Below are 25,639 nucleotides of genomic sequence, written 5' to 3' on the forward strand. Positions count from 1 at the left end.
ATTTGAGAAAAAGAAATTTCCCCGGAAATTTCTTTTTCTTTATTTTAGTACACATTACCATGAAGATGAGAAAAAACTATTTACTGTTACTGCTGCCGTTTACTGTTACGGTATTGCAGGCGCAAAATTCAACCTTATATTATTCAGGAAAATTTTTAAATCATAAAGATAAACCACAAAACTTTTTAAAAGTCTATAATAAAAACAGTGGTGTATATGAACTAACTGATGAAGAAGGATTTGCAATCATTGCAGCCAAACCTTATGATACCTTAGTCTGGAATCAAGGAAAAAGTACTCAGGTTGTTGTTTCTTATCAGTTAAGGGAATTGAAAAACATTCTTGAAAGTCAGGTAGAGAAAAAAGATGTAGAGGAGATTTACAGTAAAATATATGACAGTCTGGTTTCACAAAAGAACCATGATAAGTTCAGTACTGAGAATGCCTCAACAATTCTAAATAATAATTCCGATAGAAATTTTAGCAGTGTAAGAAAGCTCAAGCAGAGAAGAGATAGTCTGTATGTTCTGAAAGAGCAAAAGAAGTGGACGTTATTATTGAATGGCGGGTTTACCTCTTCTCTGGATGTCAAAAGCCATAATGCCCTTCCTGCAACTCAGAATAAATATGTACAAGGAAGATCCGGTAATGGAACCCTTATCTGGAATGATCCTGGCACCAATGAAGTGTTTAGCTTTGGACCTGATATTTCTACATTAGCTTTTGATGGAATCCCTTATCAATACGATCAGAACGGCAGATTGGTTCCTTTAGCTGACGGAAATAAGCAGGCTGTACTCTATAATAATAACCTGTTTAAAACGATGGTTGGATATAATAACCAGCTTAATATCAATACGATTATAAAACAAGGATATAAGGAGGTATTTCGGTTTTCATTGGACTTGAGGCAGCAGAAAAATCAATTATACTTTATTGATCAGTTTAATCTGAACAATTCTATTAAAACAAGACTGAATATGGATTTAGGAGGGTATTTGGTGAAGTTTTTCTTTAATTATGAAGAGAATAAAGCAACAAATACCAATAGGATAGGGCTTTTCAATAGAGCATTTCAAAATTCTTTACTGACTCCCGTTTCGTTCTCAAATGCTCAGCAGACCTTTTTGGATAATGGAAAGCAACGAAGCTACAGCCAAAATGCCGATAATCCGGAATTCCTTTTTGTACAGGATCAAAAATACTGTTATCAAAACCGGCAGCGGCAGTTTAGCCTTAATGCAGATAAAACCTTTGGAAATTTTAAATTAAATATCGTTCAGTCTTACGAAAGTAATTTCATTTGGAATCTGGATCAATATCAACCATCTACTTATGGATTCAATAATGGAATAACCAGTAAAAGAGAACAAAATAACAGGTTATATCACTCTAATATACAAGGGAGATATGAATTGGGTAATTATAATTTTAAGAATGTTTTTAATCTTAATTTTATTCTGAATGGTATCAAATCTGACGTTTACAATAGTCTGACCAATAAAAAATATAACTATCAAAGAACCTCTCAGGACTATATTTTTAATTATAATATGGAAATCAAGTCCGGTGACTTTGAAGCTGATTTTAATCTTGGAAATTCCTTTTATGTCTCCAATACATCAGATAAAAACAATTACTGGCTTCCAAAGGCAGCTGGATATTTGCGGTTTAAAGATATATTTGACTGGTATAACTATGAATTTAAAATTTCAGGAAACTATAGCCATCTCAGCTCAGAGCCTGAAATTACTCGGTCATACGCCTCCTATGCTTCTACTTTACTGAAAGCAGAAAGTTATTACCGTTATTTTCCCGTACACGAAGTGGAAAGTTTCAAAGGGCTATCTAATATCAATACAAAAGAATGGAAAATAGGCGGAAAGATCAATTTCGGATATAGTATTAGCCTTGAAGGGGAATATTTTAACAGAAAAACTGAAGGCGATGTTTTTCCGGTATTTGACAACAATCAGTTAAGGCTAAAAAATATGGCAGATCATACGTATAGCGGGTATGAATTTAATTTTGCTTATGATAGACTTTTTCTGGCAAATGATTTTTTTGCAACAAACAAAATTTCATTTTTCAAATATAAAGATATTGTAGGTCGTGTGATATCCGGTTATAACAATACTTCTATTTCAGGATTTCAGGATATTTATAAAACTCTTGCGGAAGGAGAGGTGTTGGGAGCTGTCAAGGGAAGTTATTTTGAAAGGAATTCTGAAGGACAGCTCATTATTGACGATTCCGGATTCCCGAAAAAGGCTGCCGGAATGAAGATTATTGCAGATCCAACTCCTGATTTTGTAATGAAATTCAATCATAATTTAGTCTATAAAAGATGGATTTTAGATATCAACTGGGAATGGAAAAAAGGAGGCCAGATCTGGGATGGAACTCAGGCTGTTATGGATTATTATGGACGTTCCTATGATTCCGGAGAAGAAAGAAACATCAAAAATTATGTTTTTCAGGGAGTATTGGCTAATGGTAATCATAACCAGACTCCGGTGGATTTTTATGATCCTCATCAAAACGTTCATGAAAACAGATGGTCCAGATATGGATATCTTGGGGTGGCAGAAACCTATATTCAGAAGGCAGATCATATAAGGATTAATAATATTTCATTATCCACTTTTTTTCCTCTGAATAATAGCCAGCGATCTATGAAAATTACGTTGTATGTAGATAATATCATGCTCTGGCAGGCGAATAAAGGAGTAGATCCCAACCAGAATTTCTATGATACAGACAATGGAAGAGGACTGGATTTCTTTAATCTTCCCTCTTTTAAAACATTTGGCTGCATTGTTTCATTCAAATTTTAACCCATGAATTTCAAATTTATATCATATATCATATCACTGAGCCTATTGTTTTCATCAGTATTTCTAAAGGCACAGGATTCATTTAAGGATTTTGAAAAAGAAAAAACATATATTCAGACCAATCATGTTTTCTATAAACCGGGAGAGGACATGTATTTTAAAATATATGTAGTGCAGGGAAAGAATAATCTTCCGGCAAGTGACAGCAGGGTGGTCAATTTTGAAATCATTGACCCTTCCGGAAGTGTTTTAACAAAGTCCAAATATAAAATTAACAATGGCTATGCCAACGGATACTTCTCTTTCGCTGATGATATGAAGGGTGGTGTTTACAAGATTAGAGCCTATACCAACTGGATGCAGAATGAGGAAGGAAAAAATGCTTTTGAAAAAGAAATTACCTTGCAGAAAATAGTATCTCCAAGGATTTTAATGAAGCTGGATTTTCCAAAGAAAGGATATAGCTCCGGTGATGAAGTCACCGCAGACTTTTCAATGCGAAGTCTGGGTAATCTACCCATTCCTTTTTACGAAGCGGATTATGTGGTAACTTATAATGGGGAAATTGTTACTGAAGGCAAGCTTATTACAGACAAGGAAGGAAAAAAACTATTGCAGTTCAGACTTCCCAAATCCTTAAAATCCTCAGATGCACTTTTAAATATTAAAGTTAATTTTGATGGATTTACAGAATCTATTTCAAGAAATATTCCTATTGTACTGAACAATCTGGATGTGAAATTTTTACCTGAAGGAGGAACTTTTATCAACGGAACAGAACAGAATATTGCATTCAAAATATTGGATGAATATGAAAAACCGGTAGACGCAGTTTTGGGTATTTATAATCAGAACCATGAAAAAATATCTGAAGTTTCCACTTATAATTTCGGGATGGGAAGCTTCTTTCTTACTCCGAAAATAGGAGAAACATATTATGCAAAAGTTGTAAAACCTGAAAATATTACACAGATTTATCATCTTCCTGAGTCTAAAAATAATGGCTTGATGTTGAATATCAAAAAAGAAAATGGAATACTTTTATTGAAAACGGTGACTACACAGGAAAAGAATATCGTTTTAAAAGGATTTTTCCGTGATAAAGAAATTTACAGCAAAGAGATTTCTTTACAAAACGGGATCAACTCATTGGAGCTGCCAGAAAAAGATCTGCCGGTTGGAATTTGTCGTTTTACGTTATTTGAAAATAATATTCCTCTTGCAGAACGTATTGTCTTTACCAATAAAGATCAGCAACTGAATATCAAGGTAAAGCCTGTAAAAGATTATTATCAGCCAAGAGAAAAAGTAGTGCTGAATATTGAGACTACTGATAAAAATAACCAACCAATACCAGCAAATCTTGCCATAAGTGTAGTGGATGATAAGCTTTGGACTTATGCTGACGATAAACAGAATCATATCAGTTCATGGTTCCTGATGGATTCTGAACTGAAAGGAAAGATTGAAAAGCCTCAGTTTTATTTTGATAAAAAAGAAGAAAAAGCAGAAAAAAGTCTGGATCTTGTGATGCTCACCAATGGATACAGGTATTTTGAACTGATTCCGGAGATTGTTAAAACAGGTAAATACAAATTTCTGCCGGAAAAAAGAGGGACAGTATATGGAGTCGTAGAAGATGAGAATAAGAAACCGGTAAAAGCCAATGTTTTTCTTGTAGAATCGTATGGAGGCCAGATTCTTAAACAAGCAACAACAGAAAATGGTCAGTTTTATTTCTCAGGGATGGAAGGTAGTAATTCTTACAAATTGATTGCTAAATCCATTCAGCCTAAACATAAAGTAAAAATAAGAGTTTTGTCATATAAATTGGAGATAAATCCGCTTGTTAAGCAAAAGCTAAATAACATAAATGTAGAAGAAATTATAAAAGAAGCTGAAATCAAAGAAAAACTGAAACAAATACCACCAAAAATAAATAATACAAAGAAGGATACTATTTCTGGAAAAAATATTGAGGAAGTTGTGGTGGTAGGATACGGAACTTTGATGAATAAAAAAACAAGTACCTCTTCGGTAAGCATTATTGGCAATTCTGAAATTAAAGATTCTAATTATGGGTCATTATTACAGGGAAAAGTTGCAGGAGTCACTGTAACTCCGGCTGGAGAACAGCAAAAAGGAAATTTTGTGGTCAGAGGGACTTCATCAATATCAAACAAAAGTCCATTATTTGTGGTAGATGGAGCTCCGGTAGAAAATTTTAATACAGCCATCAATCCCAATGATATTAACAGTGTTACAGTTTTGAAGGATGCGGCGGCAACAGCCATTTACGGGAGCAGAGCCGTTAATGGAGTTGTCATTATTAATTCATTTTCTAATAGTTTGGCTCAGAATAAGCTGGATATCACCCCTAAATCTTATTTTGCAGTTCTATCTATTCCTACAGATGAACTTATCAAATATTCGGTAAATAAAGAATTTGTCTATCCCGAATATAAAACAACTAATACTTCTTATAGATTTGATTACAGAGAAGCTATTTATTGGAACCCTGTAGTGGAAACTGATAAAGAAGGTAAAGCAAAAGTAGAATTCTATAATTCAGATGCCAATTCCACCTTCAGAGCGATGACAGAAGGAATTTCAGCGTCCGGATTGATAGGCAGAGAAGAAACCACTTATGCAGCACAAAGCCTTATATCTATTGATGCTAAGATTCCACAGTATTTGACAAGAACGGACGAAATGCTTATTCCTGTAGTGATCAAAAATAATTCCAGAGAAACCAGAAAAATGGTAATGGACGTTATTGTTCCCAATCATGTAAAGTTGATGTCATCAGATAGCCTGATTACTTTAAAACCTTTGGAATCAGGAAGATTATTTGTTAAAATACAGACAGATGAAGTAGTAAATTCTAATATTCAGTTTATTATAAGATCTGGAGATTTCAGGGAAACAATGATTCTTCCTTTTAAGGTTGAAGAGAAAGGATTTTTACATCAGTTTTCTTTAATAGATAACAAGGCGGAGAAAATTCAGTTTACAATTCCTGAATATATCAATGGAAGCCTGTTTTCATCTTATTATGTATTTGAAAATGCCGCTTTGAAAATGCTTGATGATCTTGAAAGGTTGAAGAGAGAACCGCATGGATGTTTTGAGCAGCTGTCATCAACAGTATATCCTAATATTTTTATTCTGGATTATTTAAAATTAAGCAAGAAAATTGATAGTTCCACAGAAAGCCTTGTGATCAAAAATCTGAAAAAAGGCTTCCAGAAAATGTTAAGCTATAAAAATAAAGACGGCGGTGTTGGATACTTTAATACAACTGAGTCAGATGTCTCTCTTTCTGCATTTGCTTTACTCGAGTTTACAGATCTGAAAAGGCATATTGTGATTGATCCAAAGATTATTCAAGGATTATCATCATTTATTTTGTCAAAAAAATCAGGGAATGGACTTTTTGGAGTACGAAGATATTATGAATCCCAAACAGGATCATACTCAGAATACGATTGGTCAAGAAATATGTATGTACTCTATGCATTATCTCAGTTAGGCTTTAAAACTGAAATTGAAGATTCTTATCAAGTAATGCTGAAAAGAGCCTTGTTGAAAAAAGATTCTTATCAACTGGCTTTATTGGCTAATGCAGCAGCGAATCTTGGAAAACATCAGGAATATGATAACTTAATGTTTGTTTTAAGTAATCAGTTTGAAAATCAAAAATTTAACGTTGCAACTACCTTTACGGGTTCCGGAGGATATTCAGCCAATGCAGAAGCACTTTCATTGTATATGATGGCACTTCAGAAAGATGAAAAGCTCAATCAGCAAACTATCGCAAAAGCAGCAGATCAGCTTTTAAGTTACAATGGAGGCTATGGATTTGGATCAACTCAGGCAACAAGTTTGGCTTTACAGGCGTTGTCTCAGTTTTTTCTTAAAAATGAAAAGCTATTTAGAACTGATAGACCTGTTATTAAAATAAACAACGCTTTAGTATCATCTGGTTTAAATATTGCATCTGCTTACAAAACCGGGAACAATACCATTAATATAGATTACCCTTCACAGACAGGGCTTCTTTATAAGTTAGAGTATCAATATTATACTCTGAAGGCGCCGGAAAGTTCGAATATTCCTTTAACCATGGAGACGAAATTAATGTCCGAAAATTCCAGAGTAGGAGAAACCAACAGAATGACAGTCACCCTTAAAAACAAAGTGAATAATCAGTTGCCTATGACAGTTGCTAAAATTGGTATTCCTGCAGGACTGACTCTGCAAACGTCTTTACTAAAAAATCTAATAGATAAAAAACAAATTTCTTATTATGAGATATTTGACAATTATCTGGTTTTGTACTGGGAACATTTTGATGCTGAAGAAACAAAAACCATCAACCTTGATCTGAAAGTAGAATTTGCAGGAACCTATACAGGAAAATCAAGCAATGTTTATCTTTATTATATGCCGGAGTCAAAGTATTGGAACCAAGGTATAAATACTACTATTACTCCATAGTATTTATTAAGTATAAGTCAAACCTAAAAACCGCCTCATCAGTTATGGAGCGGTTTTTATGGTTGAAAATTTTATCAATTTCATTTAAATTAATTTTAATAATTTCCCACAGAAATTTATAACGCATGAAAAAAACGATTATAACCATATTAGGGCTTGCTTTATTAGTGAGCTGTAAAACTCAAAATACTTCAGATTCGTCAAATGAAAACAAAACATACAGTATAAGAAAAGATAAAGATCAGGACGGTGTTCCTAATAAAGACGATCATTGCCCTGAAATAGCAGGACTTCCTGAATTTAGTGGTTGTCCTGATACCGATGGAGATGGTATGGCAGATAAAGATGATGCCTGTCCAACTGTTGCAGGACCGTTAGAAAATAATGGCTGTCCGTGGCCTGATACTGATGGGGATGGAGTCATTGATAAAGACGATGCATGCCCAACTGTAATTGGACCTCCTGAGAATAATGGCTGTCCATGGCCTGATACCGATGGAGATGGAGTTCTGGATAAAGATGATGCCTGTCCTACTGTTCCGGGAGGACCAGAATATAATGGTTGTCCAAAACCGAAAGCGATGGTCGCTTCAGAAATTTCAAGTACTGTAAGAAGTGGAGCAGCTTCTTCAAAAGTTTCGGTAGTAAAAAAATCAAAAGGCTCAAAAAAAGAGAAGGATGAATTTCCTGAAGCAGGGAAATTAACTGCAGGAGAGGTGAATGACTTTTCAAAATGGGATTATTGGCAAGATATGGCTGTTCCTGCTTTATCTCAATATAAAGAAGAATGGAAACTATTTCCAGATAGAAGAGTTTCAGTTCAGCTAGTTAATAAAAATAAAAAACCAGTCATTGGTAAGAAATTAAGATTGTTGAATGACAAGAAAGAAATAGTATGGCAAGCTGTTTCTGATAATAAAGGAAGTGCTGAACTGTGGATTGCTCCGAGAATCGATGATAAATCTTCATCAAAAAAGTATTTTATTACAGATGATAAAGGGAAAATATTATCAAGTAATGTGACTTTATTTAAGAAAGGACAAAATGTAATTAGTCTTGATGTCCCTTGCCTTGAAAAAAGAAATCTGGATTTAGCTTTTATAGTGGATGCTACAGGTTCTATGGGAGATGAAATCACTTATTTACAATCTGAATTATTGGATGTATTGAAAAAAGTTGAGAAAAAATTAGCCAATACTACAGATGTTCGATACGGATCCGTTTTTTACAGGGATCAAGGTGATGAATATGTAACAAGAGAATTTGATTTTTCTGATAAAGCTGTAAACCTGGTTAACTTTATAAAAAAACAAAGAGCAGGAGGTGGTGGAGATTTTCCTGAAGCCGTGGTAGAAGCATTAGATTCTTCAATAGATAAATTGAGCTGGAGCAAAGGAAATTCTACTAAAATTATGTTTTTAATTCTGGATGCCCCGCCCCACTATTCAGCAGAGAATATTAATAAATTGTACGATAAGATAAAGCTGGCAGCACAGAAAGGGATTACAATAATTCCACTGGCTGCAAGTGATACAGATAAGCAGACAGAATATCTGATGAGGACTTTTGCCCTGCTTACAAATGGGACTTATACATTTCTTACCAATCACAGTGGGATTGGAAATAATCATATTGAACCAACAACAGACTCTTATGAAGTAGAAAAATTAAATGAACTGTTATTAAGATTAATTTTACAGCGTTCAACAATACCTTCCTGCCAAGCACCTTCTAAGAACGAATATATCAATAAAAAGATTGAAATAGAATTAGAAAATGAAGAAAACCCCAAGATTAAAATTTATCCGAATCCTACAAAAGGAGTGATTAATATACAATCAAATAAACAAATTGATGAGTTGTATTTATATGACTTCAGTGGTAAAATTTTAATAAGACAAGAAAAATTGCCTAAAGGGACAAATAAAATTGATATTACGCCTTATCCGCAAAGTGCTTATTTAATGAGATGCAGATATGGTGAACAATGGGATACTTTTAAAATTATTAAAAATTAAATAATTACAGTAAAACAGGCATTCAAACGGATATCTGTTTTATTTTAAAATTAATTTTCAGAAATTATTGAAAATTCAAAAAATATAATTACATTTGTATCAGAAACTTAAGGTACAAACAAAATGCAACTTTCAGAAGCTAAAGAAAAATACATTCAGACCTGGGGAACTTTTGCTACCAATTGGGGAATCAACCGTACGATGGCACAGGTCCATGCATTGCTTTTGGCGAGTGGTAAACCATTGTCTACAGATGAGGTGATGGAACAGCTGGAAATTTCGAGAGGAAATGCCAATATGAATCTTCGTGCTTTAATTGATTGGGGTATTGTAAGGAAAGAATTTATTAAAGGAGATCGTAAAGAATACTTCGTAGCAGAAAAAGACGTATGGTATCTTTTTAAACAAATTACCAAAGAACGTAGGAAAAGAGAAATTGAGCCGGTAATCTCCTTTCTTGAAGAGTTAAGGAATATTGAAGATAATGATTCGGAGGAAGCAAAAGAATTCATTAAGTTGATGGATGATTTCAGCTCTGTAACCGGGAAAATCAACAATATCATGGATCTGGCAATTAAAAGTGATGATCACTGGTTGGTAGGTAAAATTACCAACCTGTTGAAATAAAATAGAAAGGGATGAAGGTCCTTTTTTATTTCAGATAAACTTTCAATAATTATTGAAAATATAATATTTTTAAAATGTTCAATATTATTTCATATCTGGTTTTCCTTAGCATCAGTTTCTACATTACAATTGACGTAGGAAGAAGATGTTATCAGGCAGGAAAAGCCTATCTGAAATATTTGCTTCATGATGAAGCTCTCTGTCTGACTATCAATAGAATTCTTCTTGGGTGCTATTATTTATTGAATTTAGGATACGTCGCTGTAAGCCTTACCAGTTGGGAAAAGATAGAGAATATAGATGAGATGATAAGAATAACAGCGATACGCATTGGAAGTATTGTCTTGATATTATGTGGATTGCACTATATGAACATTTTTACCCTTTATTTTTTGAGAAAAAAACTAACCTTTAAATAATATTATTATGATACTTACTGTTTTAACCACCTCGTATAATTTTTCCGCTTACATGATCTATTTACCTATTGTAATTACCCTTACAGTTTTGGTATCTCAGTTTCTGTTCAAGAATTCTAAGGCATTTATGGTTGATATTTTCCACCAGAAAAAAGACATCGCTATGGCAACCAACTCCCTTTTTAAGATCGGGTTTTACCTTCTGAATATCGGATTTGCGTTGTGTATTATCGAGTTTTTTCAAATTGAAAGTATTGAAAGATTGGTTGTAGCGCTGAGTAAAAAGATTGGCGGCTTTTCCATTTATCTTGGAATAATGATGCTTTTAAATCTATTATTATTCCTGAAAGGACGTAAACATGCATTGAATAAAGAAAACCATATCAAAAATGAAAACATTGATATTTAAGATCTGGATGTATCTTACTTTCAGATCAAAACACAAACGAACCCGAGGAGATTTTCTCAACCTTTAAAATAAATGTCATGAAAACGCTCAAAAACCACACCCTGATTTACGATAATGAATGTCCTATGTGTGCAATGTATTCCAAAGGCTTTACAAAATATGGTATGCTGGATGAAAACGGAAGAGAAGCCTTTACGGAAATATCAGTCAGAAATAAAGATCTTGTGGATTTTCACCGGGCAAAAAACGAAATTGCTTTGGTAGATCATGATAAGAATAGAGTAGTTTATGGCTTAGATAGTTTGTTGCTAATCATTGGAAGCTCATTTCCATTATTAGAAAGAATAGCCAGAATACAACCTTTGTATTGGTTCTTTAAAAAAGTATATTCCTTTGTTTCTTATAACCGAAAACAGATTATTCCATCTAAAAAAGATAATACAGAACAATCTTGTGTACCTGATTTTAATCTGAAATATAGACTGATTTATATCGCTTTTGTAATGTTCTTTTCAGCTTATGTTTTAAGTTTATATTCAGGAAAGTTTGGGGGTAATTTAACGCCCAATTTCTTAAGAGAATTAGCTGTATGTTTAGGACAGGTCCTTTGGCAAACCCTATTTCTAAAGAGGTATTTAAAAGATAAGATTTGGGATTACCTAGGCAATATGATGACCGTTTCTTTAATAGGGACACTTCTCTTGATTCCAGTTTTATTTGTGAACATTACCCCGGTTTTTCACCTCATTTATTTCGGAATTGTTGTAATCATCATGTTTTTGGAGCATTTGAGAAGATGCAGGATCTTAAAACTAAACTACATTTCTAGTATTTCCTGGATACTGTTTAGGGTAACAGCACTCGTCATCATCATTTTGACTACTCTTTAAAAATTATAAAATAACCCCTTTTGATATGTCTAGAATTTATTTAGAAACTCTGATCGACGCTGATATTGAAACCGTTTTTGATTTAGCAAGAAATATAGATCTGCACCAAGAGTCAACTTCGCGAACCTATGAAAAAGCTATCGCAGGACGTACATCCGGTTTGATTGAGGAAAACGAAACTGTAACCTGGAGAGCAAAACATTTAGGGATATATCAAACCCTCACCACAAAAATTATCAGCATGGAAAAGCCTAATCAGTTTACTGATAAAATGCAGAAGGGAGCCTTTAAATCATTGCACCACCAGCATATTTTTAAAACAGTAGATGGAAAAACACGGATGACTGATATTTTTGATTTCGAATCTCCATTAGGAATAATAGGAAAAATGTTCAATAAGTTATTTCTTAAAAATTATCTCAAAAAATTCCTTCTGGAAAGAAACCAATTAATAAAAATAACTGCAGAATCAATAAACTCACACCCACAATCAGAACATTAACAACAACAATCCAACCACGAAGTGGCGATTTAGATTTAACCCCAGGATAGAATAAAATTCGATCAACCATACAACAAACAACAACCCATAAACCACCCACATCATGAATTTTTTAAAAGCAGAATGGCGAAAATTAGCCATCATCAATTACGAAATCAATCCAGAGGTATTATTAAAATACCTGCCGGAAGGTACAGAACTCGATTTCTATAAAGGCAAATGTTATGTAAGCCTAGTTGGCTTTATGTTTTTAAATACGAAATTATTGGGTTTACCTATTCCTTTTCATCGTAATTTTGAAGAAGTAAACCTTAGATTTTATGTCAGGAAATATGAAAATGGAGAATGGAAAAGAGGAGTAGTTTTTATCAAAGAAATTGTTCCTAAGCCGGCTTTAAGTTTTGTAGCCAATTCTATTTATAAAGAAAACTACCATACAATGCCAATGAAAAACGAAATTCATCAACAAGAAGATGAACTGCTGATCCGGTATTCATGGAAAGACAAAAAGTGGAATTCTATTCAGATTACAGCAGAAAATAAGGCACAACCCATGGAAGCAAATTCAGAATTTGAGTTCATTACGGAACATTATTATGGTTTTACCAAAAAAGAAGATAAAACCTCAGAATATGAAGTTTGTCACCCAAAATGGGACTGTTATCAGGTAAAAGATTATCAATTGGAAATCGATTTTCAAAAGATTTACGGAAAAGACTTTCAATGTCTTAATCATCAGGAGCCTATTTCGGTAATGCTGGCTGAAGGTTCAGAAATAGAAGTGAAAACAAAAAAATACATCATCTAAAATACTCCAGATCACAACCCACACCCCAAAACTCAAACTTCAAATAACTCACTTTCCTAAACTTCAAAAAAATGAAAATAATTATCGCCGCCGGAACCGGATTTCTTGGTAAAAACTTAGAAAAATATTTTACAGGAAAAGGAGATCAAGTCTACATTCTGACGCGCAAGCCTACTCGTAAAAATGAAATTTATTGGAATGCGAAAACAATAGGAGAATGGAAGAATATTCTTGAAGAAGCAGATGTACTCATCAATCTTACAGGGAAATCCGTGGATTGCCGTTATGATGAAAAGAATAAAGCAGAAATTTATGAATCAAGAATTGACAGTACAAGAATATTACAAGAAGCTGTTAATCGTTGTTCTGTTTCTCCAAAAATTTGGCTGAATGCAAGTTCTGCCACCATTTATGTGCATTCAGAAAAACACTTGAATACAGAGGACAACGGAATTATCGGTGATGACTTTTCAATGAATATCTGTAAAAGCTGGGAAAGCGAATTTTTTAGAATCCAAAATGAAGGTATAAGAAAAGTTGCACTTCGTACTTCCATTGTATTGGGAAATAACGGGGGAGCATTTCCAAAACTGAAAATGATAACAAAATTAGGAATGGGTGGAAAACAGGGAAGAGGAAATCAGATGGTAAGCTGGATTCATATTGATGATTTCTGCAGGGCTATAGACTGGGTTATTCAACATAAGAATGTGGAAGGTTCTATAAATATAACAGCTCCCGCTCCATTATCTAATGAAGCCATGATGAAAAAACTAAGAAAAGAGATCAGAGCTCCATTTGGGTTAAATGCTCCGGTATGGCAGTTAGAGATCGCCTCCATATTTCTGAAAACTGAAACTGAACTCTTGTTGAAAAGCCGTAATGTTTACCCTGAAAAACTCATTGAAAGCGGTTTTCAGTTTTCTTACCCAACTTTTGATGAGGCTATTCTTAAATTACTAAAAGCTTAACCTCTATCACAATATATGCTATACCAACCTGCACGGAACTTCCAGATCTTCTGTAAGGTAATAACTGCAACACAAACGATGATAACCATCAGCAATAATAAGTTCGTGCTGGCCTCTTACCAGCAGAATGGGAGACAGTTTTTTATTCTTTTCTACCTTTTTCAGATTCTCTTTAACATGAATATTGGTATCTGGAAGCAAAGCTAGCTTACTGGCACGAAGAATATCCTTAGATTTTTTAGTAATCGTTTTTGCCTCTTTTAAACTTTCAACAATTTTCTGTGCTTCATCAGGAGTAAAGAGCAGCTCTAGATAATCAAGTGCAGCAGGAAAATCGTGGTCTTCCGGTTCTTTCATCCAGAGATTGTCTTTGGTTAGCGTATTTTTTTTCATTATTGTTTTTGAATAGGGTTAAATGATACTTAAAGGTATAAAAAATACTCCATAATCAGAATCGTAGCATAGATGAAATCATCATAAAAACATTAAAATCCTGATTTTTCTCCTATGATGTCTTTCGTTTTAATTTAAAAATTTCATTGTCCATTTTCAAAAATAAAAACTCCTTCAATAGTAGCATTGAAAGAGTATATATAGATTTCGGGTGACAACCTCTCAGGTTTTACGAGAGTGTCTTTACCGTATTTTTAATATTTTCTTGCTAATAGTAAGTTCAGTAGGAAAGTACCGGTCCAGTTACTGTTGTTAGCTCCATTGGTTCCAATAAAGTCAATACGGGCAACAGATACGGTCAATCTTGTTCTCCCAGCAGTACCATCATTGGCAAGACTTACAAATGATGCTGTAAATACATCGGGAAAACTTGAATTATTTCCTGCTGTTAAAGTAGGATACATATTTGTTACATTAAATGGTGTTCCCTGATATTCATAAACAATGGTCATTCTACTTGCATTGGAATATGCAGCAGTATGGGCATTGTTTATTGAAGTTTTACTGATTACCCACCATCTGTCAGTTCCAGTCCCTGTATCATACGTCGTAACGGTATGGTTAGTCCAGTCAGCAATGGCCCCACTTCCACCTCCATGAGGAGGAATAGATAACTGTGCTCCATAAATTTCCACATTACTTGGTTTAGGGAGTACGGTGAAAGATAAATCCCAGGTTCCACCTGTGGAATTGCCATTGTTTACCACTTCAGCATAGGCTCCTAAAGGAATGACAAAAGAAGTAACCGGTGTATTATCAATTCTTAGGGTGTTACCACTTGATGCCTGTAAAGTAATAGAAGAAGAGGAGATATTCTTGATCTTGTAAATTCTTCCCGTATAACTTGTCGTTCCGGTTCCAATAACCGGTAGGGTAAATGTAGTATTGGCTGTTCCATTGTAAGTAATATAATGGTCAGTAGCTAAAACAGAGTAAGTAGTTGTTGATACTTCCTTATAGCCGGCTCTTAAAGATCCGTTAATCGCTAAAGTACTATTGGGAGTTGTGGTGTTAATACCAACCTGTGCGTTTAGGGTTACTGCACAGAATAAAAAAAATAAAATATATTTTCTCATGTTGCTTTTTTTAAATGTTTTGGCAAAAATATAGAAAAATAATTATTATTGGGTGCTTTTTTAATGAATTTTAAGATTATTTTAATACAAATCTCTTTTAGGTGATATTTTTAAATTGTGAAATAATGGATTATTTTTAATGGCAACTTGCATGATTAGTGTGTGTTATTGTTTTTTGCTATGAAAATAATATATCTTGTGGTATTTGTTGAGGTTTTATTTTTTTTAACGAAATGTTAAAATATGATTGGTTTGCTTGTGATATATATAATTGCTTGGAAGCAGGTTGGTATTTAGGTATAATGCATTTAAAATAAAATATTGGTACGATATATGCAGTTTTATAGTATAAACCTGAATGAATTTAATATGTATTAATTCATTTAAAAATATAAACATCATGAAAAAGTTATTGATCTCAACCCTGTTCTTATTAGGCTTATCTATGAATGTTTTTGGACAAAAACATCCGCCCGTTCCTCCACATCCCTCAAAGAGTGAATTAGTCAATCTTAAGAGACAGGAATTGGATAAAAAATATAATACAGAAAAGAAACTGATCCTGAACCATCCATTGGCTACCAAACAGATGAAGAGAGATCAGATGAAGGCTTTAAATAAAAGATACGAGGCTGAAAAACGATTGCTTAGACAAGCGAAATAATACGAATTTCTTGCACTTATTAAAATTTGATGAGTAAAATTCTATAAAGGAAATTTTACGAAGTTTACATGTAACAATAATTTTTGTTGAAAGAGAATGCTTTTTGTGTTCTCTTTTTTTATTTAAAATTGAATGAAAATGGCTTATTGATGGATTTTAAGATCAATTTGAAGAAACGTGAAACATCCAATATTTTTCCTTAAATTCGCATAAAAATTTTTAAAGTAATGAATTACGATATTATTGTCATTGGAAGTGGTCCTGGTGGATATGTTACTGCGATCAGAGCAGCGCAATTGGGTTTCAAAACCGCAATTATCGAGAAAGAAAACTTAGGAGGAATTTGCCTTAACTGGGGATGTATTCCAACCAAAGCTTTATTGAAATCTGCTCAGGTTTTTCATTATATCAACCATGCTGAAGATTACGGATTAAATAAAGTAGAAGCAAGCTTCGAATTCCCGAATGTGATTCAGAGAAGCCGTGGTGTTGCCAGCAAAATGAGCAAAGGAATCGAATTCTTAATGAAAAAGAATAAGATTGACGTAATTCTTGGTACTGCAAAAGTACAGAAAGGTAAAAAAGTTTCTGTAACAGATAAAGACGGTAAAGTAGTAGAATATACTGGTAACCACATTATCATTGCTACAGGAGCTCGTTCAAGAGAATTACCAAACTTACCGCAAGATGGTAAAAAAGTAATTGGATACAGACAGGCATTATCTCTTCCTGAGCAGCCAAAATCTATGATCGTTGTAGGTTCTGGAGCTATTGGGGTAGAATTTGCTGACTTCTATAATACAATGGGAACTAAAGTAACGGTTGTTGAATTTATGCCAAACATTGTTCCTGTAGAAGATGAAGAAATCTCTAAACACTTAGAGAAATCTCTGAAAAAATCAGGAATCGAAATTATGACCAACGCTTCTGTAGAGAGCGTAGATACAACAGGAGAAGGCGTAAAAGCGAATGTTAAAACGGCTAATGGAAACATTACCCTTGAAGCTGATGTGTTATTATCTGCTGTAGGTATTGCTGCTAATATCGAAAACATCGGTTTAGAAGAAGTAGGTATCCAGACAGATAAAGGGAGAGTTTTAGTAAACGAATGGTATGAAACTTCAGCACCAGGCTACTATGCAATCGGTGATATCATCCCAACTCAGGCATTGGCTCACGTTGCTTCTGCAGAAGGAATCACTTGTGTAGAGAAAATCAAAGGGATGCACGTTGAGAAAATTGACTATGGCAATATCCCTGGATGTACTTACTGTCACCCTGAAGTAGCTTCTGTAGGTCTTACTGAAAAGCAGGCTAAAGAAAAAGGATATGAAATCAAAGTTGGTAAATTCCCTCTTTCCGCAAGTGGTAAAGCTACAGCTAACGGAAATACAGACGGATTTATCAAAGTAATCTTTGATGCTAAATATGGTGAGTGGTTAGGATGTCACATGATTGGTGAAGGAGTAACTGATATGGTTGCTGAAGCAGTAGTTGCTAGAAAATTAGAAACTACAGGTCACGAGATCATCAAATCGATCCACCCACACCCAACCGTTTCTGAAGCAATTATGGAAGCAGCTGCAGCAGCTTATGGAGAAGTGATCCATATCTAATCTGAAATACAGAAATTTATATAATAAAAGCTCAGATTTTTCTGAGCTTTTTTAATGGATTCTAAATGAAAAAAATTACATTTTTATTTTCTTTATTCTGTTTTATTTCTGTGTTTTCTCAGAATCAGTTTCAGTATAAAGAAAATCATTTTCCCGTAAAATATGTGTTGAAAAACTCTACTGATACTATTAAAACAAGAGTTCAGAATATTGGTATTTTTACAAATAAAAAATTTTCTCCTGCTACTTATATCAAACAGGTAAATATGTTGGATTCTTTAGGGAACAAGACTGTAATAAGTGAATTTGATATCGACTATATGGAAGTTACAGACCCTCAGAATGTAGTGAGAAAGTTCACTTCTTCAACGTCACTTCGTCTTACTAAATATGATTTTGGTCTTATAGAAATATTATTTCAAGGGAAACTAAGTTGGTATAGAGATTACTTTTATATAGGATTAACGGGTTATAAAATGAATAAAACAGACTTTCTCATTAATAAGGCTGATGGAAAGGTGATTAATGAATCAGGCTTTTTTAACCCTGGTATTAAAAATAATCTCAAAGAAAAATTACAAGATCATCAGGATCTTGTGAGGTTAGTTGATAAATCTAAGAAGGAAGAAGATATTATAAAAGTGCTGGAGTTATATAACAACCAATAGAATACTAATACGTTGAAATTAATTTAGCTACTAAAAACTACAGAAATTTTGCTGTGGTTTTTTATTTTCCAATATACTAAAGACATTGCTCAATTTGTTCTGTAAAGATCATCTTGGGTTTGTAAGCTTACATTGAGCATACATCAAACCTCACAGGTTTCTGAAACCTGTGAGGTTTTTATTTACCCATTAGAATAAAGGTATTTCGTATTTACTTCATCATCATCTCAACCTCTTTTAAGATGCCATCAATAGATAACTTTGTTTTATTTTTAATTGTAAATGTATGATTGTCATTTGGAAATGGGCCTTAAATGAATGAGCCGTCATAATTTTCAAGCTGAATCTATTTAATTGAAAGAAAAAAGAAAAAAATGAATCAATGACTGAATTATGTGTTAAAATAATTTTAAAATCGCATATTTATAAAAATTAATCATATTATATCAAGGTGTTTTCTTACATTTATTCTATGAATTTTGAGAAAGTAGGACTTGTTTTGTCAGGAGGCGGTACCAAAGGCATCGCCCATGCGGGGGTATTAAAATTCTTGAAGGAAAAAAACGTAGACATAGATATTCTTTCCTGTTGCAGTGCAGGATCTATTGTGGGATGCCTTCATGCGGTAGGAAAGACGCCTGAAGAAATTCTGGAATTTTTCAATTCCGTTTATTTTTTTAACTGGAAACACTTTGCATTCAATCAACCAGGATTGGTTTCCTCTATTATTTTCAGAAACTATCTTAAGCCTATTTTTCATGATATGAAATTAGGGGATCTTGATATTGAAGTGAAAATTGTAGCCACAGAATTGGTTTCCGGTACCCAGAAGATTTTTGATAAGGATTTTGAAGTAGTGGATGCCATTATTGCCTCATGTTCTATTCCCGGAATTACTACACCTTATATTATTGGTGACGAAATGTATTGTGATGGGGGAGTGTTGAACAATTTTCCGGCAGATATCATCAGAGATGATTGTGATAAACTGATTGGAGTATTTGTTTCACCACCCAATGATGCTAAAATTAAAGATCTGAACTCAATTAAAGCCATTGTTTCCCGTTCTTATGATCTTCTTTCCTATAGAATCGAAAAAGTGAAATTTGACTACTGTGATTGGTTTATTTCTTCTCAAAAGCTATCTACTTACGGAACTTTTGAACGCGGAAAAGACCGTTTGGAGCAGATTTTTAATATTGGCTATAAAGCAGCCAAAGAAAGCTACGATGATAGCCGTTTTCTTACAGAATTAAGACAAGCCGGAACATAAATTCTATAATAAAAAAAGCAGGAGTACCGGAAGAGGGATGTTTTAAACTTGAAGCAACGTAAATTCGGCCTTGTGCAAAATTTCGTTGATTTAATATTTCGGAAGTTACTATTATAAAAATTTCTAACTTCTCTCTTCCAGATTCCTGCCGGAACTCAACTTAATATTAATTCTTGGTAATTACATACAATTTTACACCCATTTTATAATCTGTTTATTGGTGATGTCATTCTGAATATAACAAAGTGAAGGAAGAATCTAGTTATACGAGAGGTCCTTCCTTAAAATGATATATAATTATCGAATTTAATTCTTAACTATCTGGGCATCCTGACGTACAATTTCCTGGTCATTGGAATCGTAAACTACTAAGGTATAAGGAGCTTTTTTGGCAGAGTTGGTCAGGTAGTTTCTCCAAACCTGATAGCTGTGTCCATCATTACTAAAATTGAAATAATAATTTCCTCCACTACCATCAGGAATCAGCTCACCATCACTAATAATCATGCTGGGTTTAGCAGTAATTTTTGCACTGGCATTCCAGGATTGGTACAAGTATTTACCATTAGGCTGCTTATCAATTCTGATCTTAAATTTTTTAGTTTTAATAATCACGGTTTTTGGAACCTGTTGGAAAGCATGATAGGTAAGGGTATTGCTTTTTGAAAATTCAGGAGTTTCTTTAGCAGAAACAAAAGAGAACTGAGCTAAAGAAAAAGCTCCTAATAAGAAGTACTTAATCATATTATAATGGTTATTGGTTAACTGTTCAAACATCATCAAATATGAAGCCATTGTGTATGCTTTTTAATAGGGTATACACCTCAATGAAGAAAGAAATCTTCCAATATATTATTAAAAAAATAAGATTCCTAAGGAATGACAAACATGGTTTTTACTTACCATCTTTGCCATTTCATAGGAATCTCAACAATATATTTTTAATTTGAGATTTGAATTAATCCATATCAAGCAAATCTTAATTTTTCTGAACCGCAGTATAGCTCGCAAAAGCCTCTTCCAGGCTGTCAAATTTCCCTTTAAATTCGTCAATAGGGCAATCCTGAAGAATATTTCCTTTATGAATAAGAATCACTCTTGAACAAAGCGCTTCTACCTCCTGCATGATGTGTGTAGAAAGTAAAACCGTTTTTTGTTGCCCAATTTCTTTTATCACATTTCTGATTTCCAGAATCTGATTAGGATCAAGTCCATTGGTAGGCTCATCCAAAATTAATAAATCCGGTTGATGAATAATTGCCTGAGCTAATCCTACACGCTGCTTATAACCTTTGGAAAGCTGCCCGATTCTTTTGGATTTTTCCGGGGTAATTCCTACCAGTTCTATAACTTCATCTACCTTAGATTCAGGGATTTTGTGGATGTTGGCTACGAATTGAAGATATTCTTTCACATACATTTCCAGATATAATGGATTGTTTTCCGGGAGAAAGCCTATTTTCTTCTTGCTTTCAATCTCGTGCTGGGTAATGTTCTGGCCATTAAAGATAATTTCCCCTTCATCAATTTTCAGTGCCCCTACAATAGATTTCATCAGGGTGGATTTTCCAGCACCGTTAGGACCGAGAAGACCGATGATTTCATTTTTATCAATAGAAATGTTGATAGTATTTAAGGCAGTCTGTTCACCAAATTTTTTGGTTAAATTGTTTATCTGAAGCGGCATAATTTTTAATGTCTTTCTGCAAAAATAAAATAAAAAAACTCATTCAATGGAATGAGTTTCGCAATATTTATAAATTATAATTATTTTTTTGCTTTTTTCTTAGCTCCGGAAGCCGGAGTTGCCGTAGAAGCGGCACTTGCACCTCCTTTTTTAGCACCTTCATGATTGAGGGTAGAAACCTTATCATACATCGCGTATTTGCCGTTTGTTCTTCCAAAAACCTTATCAACCTGTTTTTGAGTTAAAAACTGAGATTTCCCCACATACTTCCTGTTTTTATTGATGTATTGGATAAACTGTACAGTGGGTTGGCCATAGTTTCTCTCATAATGAAGTTCTATAATATCGTTAGGAAGTTCCAGGACGATATTTTCTTCCGGGGAAGAGATAAAGCCGTCTATAATGAGTTTATAGAGTCCAGAAACGTCTCCATTCAGATTCTGGAATGAAAAAGCTCGGATTGTATTCAGGTTGCTGGTATTCAGGTCCTGATAATTGACAGTATACTTGTCTTCTTTTTTATATAAACCAACAGAATTGTCTTTGCCAATTTCCACCAAACTTTCATTTTTCAACACTTTAATCTGAGAGAAAACTGAAATACCGAACATACATGTAATAAGTAGAATTATTTTTCTCATGGAATGAATTTTAATGTTTTATAAATTGGTGCACATAAATTTACAAATAAAACGGCTAAAAAGCAATTTTATTCGCTCAGGCAAAAGTAATACTTTTTTTTAATATCCATAAGAAATGGACAGATAGGGACGGGAGCTTTTGGTTGTGTGTAACTTTTTGTAATACAGTATTTTGTTTCTTTATTATAAAAAATATATCCACAAAATACTTATCTTCAATTTGAAGAATCAGAAACATGTAATAGGTTGAAAAACAGCGTGGAAATAGGTGTTCTAAAGGAGTGGTCTTAAAAAATATTTGAAATAAATGTTAAAATGCTAATTGGGGCATAGGAAAATGAAAAGAATGTATAAAGAATCAATCTATAAGTTATTAATAAACAGTTATAAAAGTCTGTTTTTTGAGAATGTTAACATGAAATTATCAAATTCCTGTCTGTAGCTTCTTCCTATAGGAATCTGATAGGTTCCAAGATGAAGTTCATGATTGTTAAAAGCAGTGACGAAGTGAGTATTGATAATAAATGACCGGTGAATTCTTATAAATCCTTTTGATGCTAAAAGAAGTTCCAGATCCGTTATTTTATTTTTTGAGATCAGGGATTCGTTTGCAGATAAAGTTATTTTGATGTCATTTCCCTGGCTTTCAATATAAATAATGTCTGCAAGGGATAACTTTCGATGCATTCCTTCTGTTTTAAGAATGATAAAATCGTCTTTTGAATCATTGATATTCCTCAACACCCGTTCTACAGATTTGAAAAAACGTTCAAAAGTGATAGGCTTCAACAGATAGTCTACGGCTTCCAGTTCAAATCCTTCAATGGCAAAGTCCCGGTATGCGGTTGTAAAAATTGTTTTAGGCTTTTGTGAAAGGGATTTTAAAAAATCAATTCCGTTGAAGTGAGGCATCTGAATATCAAGAAACATCAGGTCTATAGCCTGATTTTGAAGAAGTTTATAAGCTTCAAGGGCATTCTCTGCCTTGCCTGCCAGTTTCAAATGATCGATTTTGGAAATATGATTTTCCAGCAACCTGGCAGCTAAAGGTTCGTCATCTACAATGATACAGTTAATCATATCGTGAAGGAGTGATTATTTCAACGTTAAAAATATTGTTTTCCCGGGAAATACGGAAGGTGAAATGTTTCTGATAGTGAAGCTCCAACTGTTGCTTAATATTCTGAATCCCGATTCCTTTTTCATTAGAATCTGAAATGCCATCATAGGTATTTTCAATTCTGAAAACAGAATGTTGGGTATTTGTTTCCAATTCTATTTTGATTTCCGTTTGTTCAGAGCTTTTTCCGGCACCGTGTTTAAAGGCATTTTCTACTAAGGTTAAATAGAGTAATGGTGGAATGAAATTGACCGATGTTAATGCTATTTTCTTAGTTATTTTTAATCTTTCGTCAGCATAGCGCAGGCTTTCCAGTGCAATATAATTGTCAATAATATTCAGTTCATCAGCAACAGAAACCCATTTTTTCTGTCCTTTGTACAGAAGATAATCCAGAATATCTGAGAGCTGGCTGATGGATTGGGATGTTTTATCTGAATTACTGATAGAAAGAGAATAAATATTATTCAGTGTGTTAAACAGAAAATGAGGGTTAAGCTGGGATTTCAAGGATTTCAATTCCAGTTCGGTTTTTTCCTTTTCCAGTTGGATGGTATTTTCTTTTTCATCTTTATACCGCATAAAAAACATGATGGAAATAAAGATAAATGCTCCACTGATGATAGGAAATGTATAATGGAACAAAAGATACCGGATATCAGTAAAAATGCTGCTCAGACTGTCTTTGGGTTCATTGGTGAAAAAAGGCTCAGCAATATCCACAATAAAGATTCTGTTGGCTACTGAAATAAAGTATAAACTCAGGATCAGGCAGAATGTGAATTCAATATATTTTTTTCGGTCAAAGAAATGGCGGATCAGGATATAATAGATAAAATTGGCTGCCAGAATCTGAAAGATCCAATGACAAAAATTATAAATCACCAATTGTTTAAACATTTCTCCGTTGTAATCGTCATAGGCTCTTGCTATCCCAAACAAAAACAAAGCAATCCAGAAAAATAACTGGAAGTATATATTTTGTAGGTTATACACGGTTGCTCTGGTTTTCATCATCATCAAAAATAAAAAATCTTAAGACATGGTTTGCCGAATTGATGTCAAATCCCATAAAATAAAGATCAACAGCATTATTTAAAATTCAGACGACTTATTTTGCTATTGGCATTGAAATTCCTGTTTTCTGAACCTTGTGTTTAAAATGAGTCTTGTTTTTAGCAAGATTTGCATCAAAAAATATGACAAGAGAACGATCAGAAAGGCTTTACGGATTAGATCATCTGAGAGCATTAGCTATTGTAATGGTTTTACTGTTTCACTATAGGGCATTTAAGCATCCGGAATGGATTGATACTATAGGAAGATTTGGCTGGACCGGAGTTGATCTCTTCTTTGTGTTGAGTGGTTTCCTGATTTCAGGACAATTGTTTAAAGAAATGAATGAAAAAGGAACAATAAGCTTAAAGACCTTTTATATTAAACGTTTTTTTAGGATTGTTCCGGCTTATTTTTTTACTCTTTTTCTGTATTTTACCATCCCTTTTTTCAGGGAACGGGAAGCTTTACCTCCTTTATGGAAGTTTGTAACCTTCACCCAGAATTATAGATTGGATGTAATCAGCCAGGGGACATTTTCTCATGCATGGTCTTTATGTATTGAAGAACAGTTTTACCTTATTCTTCCCTTGTTTCTTTTGGTTATAATGCCCTCAAAATTATTTAAATATTTTACTGTTTTAATTATTCTTTTTATCATGTTTTCTCTCATCATGAGACTGGTAACCTGGAATGTATATATAGCCGATACGGATCCTGATTCTCTGGAATTCTGGCGTTCCTGGTATATGAAAATATATTACCCAAGCCATACAAGGTTAGATGGTCTTGGAACCGGAGTTCTTATTGGCTATTGTATGCAGTATTTTTCCGGTTTTAAAAGGATGGTTCACCAAAATGGGAACAGGCTATTTCTTATTGGGATTGGGTTGTTGGGAATTTCATTTTGGATATGTAATGAACAGGCCTCAAAAGAAGCGTCAGTGTTTGGGTTTACTCTGGTGGCCATAAGCTATGGTTTTATTGTTTTATCAGCTGTTTCAGCATCGTCATTCTTTTCAAATAGGAAATCCTATATTACTGCGGAACTGGCAGCTTTGTCATATGCAGTTTACCTTTCTCATAAGGGAATTATTCATTTGGTTCAGGTTCTTTTTGAACATTTCGATCTCAAAACTTCGGATAATGTATGCCTATTGGTTTGTGTATTGGGATGTCTTTCGGGTGGTTTAGTGTACAGATTCTTCATTGAAAAACCTTTTGCAGGTGTTAAATACAGGGTTTTAAACAAAGAGAAATAATCGGTGCACTTATCTTATTGATTGGTGGAGTTCTTCTATTAAAGGCTTGGAGGCTCCCGCTTTCAAATCCCTGGATATAAAGGCGAAATATTCCCATTTATAGTGGTATATTTTGAAAAAATACAAAAAGCAAGATTGATAG

22 protein-coding genes and 1 pseudogene are annotated in these 25,639 nt (G+C 33.7%); 16 read left to right on the forward strand and 7 right to left on the reverse strand.

Translation table 11 applies throughout. The annotated features are described in order from the left end of the window. Positions 1 to 2: 2 nt before the first annotated feature. The 11 genes and pseudogenes from EG344_RS18695 to EG344_RS18740 all read left to right on the forward strand — a co-directional run bounded on the left by EG344_RS18695 (position 3) and on the right by EG344_RS18740 (position 13,981). A complete protein-coding gene (locus EG344_RS18695) occupies positions 3 to 2,837 on the forward strand; it encodes a hypothetical protein (protein ID WP_123910881.1) in 2,835 nt (944 codons plus the stop codon). A 3-nt stretch (positions 2,838 to 2,840) separates the two neighbouring features. Next, positions 2,841 to 7,337, forward strand: a complete 4,497-nt coding sequence (locus tag EG344_RS18700; RefSeq protein WP_123910882.1) for a TonB-dependent receptor plug domain-containing protein — start codon at positions 2,841 to 2,843, stop codon at positions 7,335 to 7,337. 230 nt (positions 7,338 to 7,567) lie between these two features. Then, positions 7,568 to 7,951, forward strand: a pseudogene (locus EG344_RS24300) (thrombospondin type 3 repeat-containing protein); the annotation flags it as partial. Beyond that, positions 7,934 to 9,355, forward strand: a complete 1,422-nt coding sequence (locus EG344_RS24535) for a VWA domain-containing protein (protein ID WP_410494004.1) — start codon at positions 7,934 to 7,936, stop codon at positions 9,353 to 9,355. The pseudogene EG344_RS24300 and the gene EG344_RS24535, both read left to right, overlap by 18 nt. 123 nt (positions 9,356 to 9,478) lie before the next feature. Then, positions 9,479 to 9,982, forward strand: coding sequence for a GbsR/MarR family transcriptional regulator (locus tag EG344_RS18710; RefSeq protein WP_123910884.1), 504 nt, complete (start codon positions 9,479 to 9,481; stop codon positions 9,980 to 9,982). Between the two features lie 74 nt (positions 9,983 to 10,056). Continuing rightward, positions 10,057 to 10,401 carry a hypothetical protein gene (locus tag EG344_RS18715; protein WP_123910885.1) on the forward strand — a complete coding sequence of 115 codons (345 nt, stop codon included), beginning with the start codon at positions 10,057 to 10,059 and terminating at the stop codon, positions 10,399 to 10,401. A 7-nt stretch (positions 10,402 to 10,408) separates the two neighbouring features. Beyond that, positions 10,409 to 10,810 carry a hypothetical protein gene (locus EG344_RS18720; RefSeq protein ID WP_123910886.1) on the forward strand — a complete coding sequence of 134 codons (402 nt, stop codon included), beginning with the start codon at positions 10,409 to 10,411 and terminating at the stop codon, positions 10,808 to 10,810. Between the two features lie 77 nt (positions 10,811 to 10,887). Continuing rightward, positions 10,888 to 11,700, forward strand: a complete 813-nt coding sequence (locus tag EG344_RS18725; protein WP_123910887.1) for a DCC1-like thiol-disulfide oxidoreductase family protein — start codon at positions 10,888 to 10,890, stop codon at positions 11,698 to 11,700. Positions 11,701 to 11,725: 25 nt separating this feature from the next. Then, positions 11,726 to 12,202: an SRPBCC family protein gene (locus EG344_RS18730; RefSeq protein ID WP_123910888.1), complete on the forward strand. Its 477-nt coding sequence runs from the start codon at positions 11,726 to 11,728 to the stop codon at positions 12,200 to 12,202. 103 nt (positions 12,203 to 12,305) lie between these two features. Beyond that, positions 12,306 to 13,010: a YqjF family protein gene (locus EG344_RS18735; RefSeq protein WP_123910889.1), complete on the forward strand. Its 705-nt coding sequence runs from the start codon at positions 12,306 to 12,308 to the stop codon at positions 13,008 to 13,010. A 71-nt stretch (positions 13,011 to 13,081) separates the two neighbouring features. Beyond that, positions 13,082 to 13,981, forward strand: a complete 900-nt coding sequence (locus EG344_RS18740) for a TIGR01777 family oxidoreductase (protein WP_123910890.1) — start codon at positions 13,082 to 13,084, stop codon at positions 13,979 to 13,981. Positions 13,982 to 13,999: 18 nt separating this feature from the next. Here the strand turns inward: EG344_RS18740 and EG344_RS18745 are convergent, their stop codons facing one another. Continuing rightward, positions 14,000 to 14,374, reverse strand: coding sequence for a hypothetical protein (locus EG344_RS18745; RefSeq protein ID WP_123856765.1), 375 nt, complete (start codon positions 14,372 to 14,374; stop codon positions 14,000 to 14,002). 254 nt (positions 14,375 to 14,628) lie between these two features. Then, positions 14,629 to 15,510, reverse strand: a complete 882-nt coding sequence (locus EG344_RS18750) for a hypothetical protein (RefSeq protein WP_123910891.1) — start codon at positions 15,508 to 15,510, stop codon at positions 14,629 to 14,631. Positions 15,511 to 15,910: 400 nt separating this feature from the next. On the opposite strand from EG344_RS18750, the gene EG344_RS18755 reads away from it, so the two are divergent. The 4 genes from EG344_RS18755 to EG344_RS18770 all read left to right on the forward strand — a co-directional run bounded on the left by EG344_RS18755 (position 15,911) and on the right by EG344_RS18770 (position 19,731). Beyond that, the gene (locus tag EG344_RS18755; RefSeq protein WP_228412764.1) at positions 15,911 to 16,174 is read left to right on the forward strand and encodes a hypothetical protein; all 264 of its coding nucleotides are present in this window, start codon (positions 15,911 to 15,913) and stop codon (positions 16,172 to 16,174) included. A gap of 227 nt (positions 16,175 to 16,401) precedes the next feature. Further along, positions 16,402 to 17,790, forward strand: coding sequence for a dihydrolipoyl dehydrogenase (gene lpdA, locus EG344_RS18760; protein ID WP_123910892.1), 1,389 nt, complete (start codon positions 16,402 to 16,404; stop codon positions 17,788 to 17,790). A gap of 65 nt (positions 17,791 to 17,855) precedes the next feature. Beyond that, a complete protein-coding gene (locus tag EG344_RS18765) occupies positions 17,856 to 18,458 on the forward strand; it encodes a hypothetical protein (protein WP_123910893.1) in 603 nt (200 codons plus the stop codon). A gap of 472 nt (positions 18,459 to 18,930) precedes the next feature. Continuing rightward, positions 18,931 to 19,731, forward strand: coding sequence for a patatin-like phospholipase family protein (locus EG344_RS18770; RefSeq protein WP_123910894.1), 801 nt, complete (start codon positions 18,931 to 18,933; stop codon positions 19,729 to 19,731). A gap of 306 nt (positions 19,732 to 20,037) precedes the next feature. Here the strand turns inward: EG344_RS18770 and EG344_RS18775 are convergent, their stop codons facing one another. The 5 genes from EG344_RS18775 to EG344_RS18795 form a co-directional block, all read right to left on the reverse strand. Beyond that, positions 20,038 to 20,526 carry a hypothetical protein gene (locus EG344_RS18775; RefSeq protein WP_123910895.1) on the reverse strand — a complete coding sequence of 163 codons (489 nt, stop codon included), beginning with the start codon at positions 20,524 to 20,526 and terminating at the stop codon, positions 20,038 to 20,040. A gap of 184 nt (positions 20,527 to 20,710) precedes the next feature. Beyond that, on the reverse strand, positions 20,711 to 21,418 hold the full coding sequence (locus EG344_RS18780) for an ABC transporter ATP-binding protein (protein ID WP_123910896.1): 708 nt from the start codon (positions 21,416 to 21,418) through the stop codon (positions 20,711 to 20,713). Between the two features lie 80 nt (positions 21,419 to 21,498). Then, positions 21,499 to 22,059, reverse strand: a complete 561-nt coding sequence (locus tag EG344_RS18785) for a hypothetical protein (protein WP_123910897.1) — start codon at positions 22,057 to 22,059, stop codon at positions 21,499 to 21,501. 384 nt (positions 22,060 to 22,443) lie between these two features. Then, positions 22,444 to 23,139 (reverse strand): LytR/AlgR family response regulator transcription factor, encoded by a 696-nt coding sequence (locus EG344_RS18790; protein WP_123910898.1) that lies wholly within the window; start codon positions 23,137 to 23,139, stop codon positions 22,444 to 22,446. Next, positions 23,132 to 24,199, reverse strand: a complete 1,068-nt coding sequence (locus EG344_RS18795) for a sensor histidine kinase (RefSeq protein WP_228412765.1) — start codon at positions 24,197 to 24,199, stop codon at positions 23,132 to 23,134. Before EG344_RS18795 ends, EG344_RS18790 begins: the two co-directional genes overlap by 8 nt. Before the next feature lie 179 nt (positions 24,200 to 24,378). Between EG344_RS18795 and EG344_RS18800 the strand changes: the two genes are divergently transcribed. Continuing rightward, positions 24,379 to 25,497: an acyltransferase family protein gene (locus EG344_RS18800; protein WP_123910899.1), complete on the forward strand. Its 1,119-nt coding sequence runs from the start codon at positions 24,379 to 24,381 to the stop codon at positions 25,495 to 25,497. Positions 25,498 to 25,639: the final 142 nt, after the last annotated feature.

Source organism: Chryseobacterium sp. G0162, assembly GCF_003815715.1.
In the GTDB taxonomy this organism is placed as follows: domain Bacteria; phylum Bacteroidota; class Bacteroidia; order Flavobacteriales; family Weeksellaceae; genus Chryseobacterium.

Bases quoted from the DNA above. Each gene is read 5' to 3' on its own strand.
- EG344_RS18775 (WP_123910895.1), bottom strand. From the start codon at position 20,526: ATGGCTTCATATTTGATGATGTTTGAACAGTTAACCAATAACCATTAT.
- EG344_RS18765 (WP_123910893.1), top strand. From the start codon at position 17,856: ATGAAAAAAATTACATTTTTATTTTCTTTATTCTGTTTTATTTCTGTG.
- EG344_RS18790 (WP_123910898.1), bottom strand. From the start codon at position 23,139: ATGATTAACTGTATCATTGTAGATGACGAACCTTTAGCTGCCAGGTTG.
- EG344_RS18715 (WP_123910885.1), top strand. From the start codon at position 10,057: ATGTTCAATATTATTTCATATCTGGTTTTCCTTAGCATCAGTTTCTAC.
- EG344_RS18780 (WP_123910896.1), bottom strand. From the start codon at position 21,418: ATGCCGCTTCAGATAAACAATTTAACCAAAAAATTTGGTGAACAGACT.
- EG344_RS18800 (WP_123910899.1), top strand. From the start codon at position 24,379: ATGACAAGAGAACGATCAGAAAGGCTTTACGGATTAGATCATCTGAGA.
- EG344_RS18795 (WP_228412765.1), bottom strand. From the start codon at position 24,199: ATGATGATGAAAACCAGAGCAACCGTGTATAACCTACAAAATATATAC.
- EG344_RS18710 (WP_123910884.1), top strand. From the start codon at position 9,479: ATGCAACTTTCAGAAGCTAAAGAAAAATACATTCAGACCTGGGGAACT.
- lpdA (WP_123910892.1), top strand. From the start codon at position 16,402: ATGAATTACGATATTATTGTCATTGGAAGTGGTCCTGGTGGATATGTT.
- EG344_RS18720 (WP_123910886.1), top strand. From the start codon at position 10,409: ATGATACTTACTGTTTTAACCACCTCGTATAATTTTTCCGCTTACATG.
- EG344_RS18770 (WP_123910894.1), top strand. From the start codon at position 18,931: ATGAATTTTGAGAAAGTAGGACTTGTTTTGTCAGGAGGCGGTACCAAA.
- EG344_RS18730 (WP_123910888.1), top strand. From the start codon at position 11,726: ATGTCTAGAATTTATTTAGAAACTCTGATCGACGCTGATATTGAAACC.
- EG344_RS18750 (WP_123910891.1), bottom strand. From the start codon at position 15,510: ATGAGAAAATATATTTTATTTTTTTTATTCTGTGCAGTAACCCTAAAC.
- EG344_RS18740 (WP_123910890.1), top strand. From the start codon at position 13,082: ATGAAAATAATTATCGCCGCCGGAACCGGATTTCTTGGTAAAAACTTA.
- EG344_RS18755 (WP_228412764.1), top strand. From the start codon at position 15,911: ATGAAAAAGTTATTGATCTCAACCCTGTTCTTATTAGGCTTATCTATG.
- EG344_RS18725 (WP_123910887.1), top strand. From the start codon at position 10,888: ATGAAAACGCTCAAAAACCACACCCTGATTTACGATAATGAATGTCCT.
- EG344_RS18745 (WP_123856765.1), bottom strand. From the start codon at position 14,374: ATGAAAAAAAATACGCTAACCAAAGACAATCTCTGGATGAAAGAACCG.
- EG344_RS18735 (WP_123910889.1), top strand. From the start codon at position 12,306: ATGAATTTTTTAAAAGCAGAATGGCGAAAATTAGCCATCATCAATTAC.
- EG344_RS18785 (WP_123910897.1), bottom strand. From the start codon at position 22,059: ATGAGAAAAATAATTCTACTTATTACATGTATGTTCGGTATTTCAGTT.
- EG344_RS18700 (WP_123910882.1), top strand. From the start codon at position 2,841: ATGAATTTCAAATTTATATCATATATCATATCACTGAGCCTATTGTTT.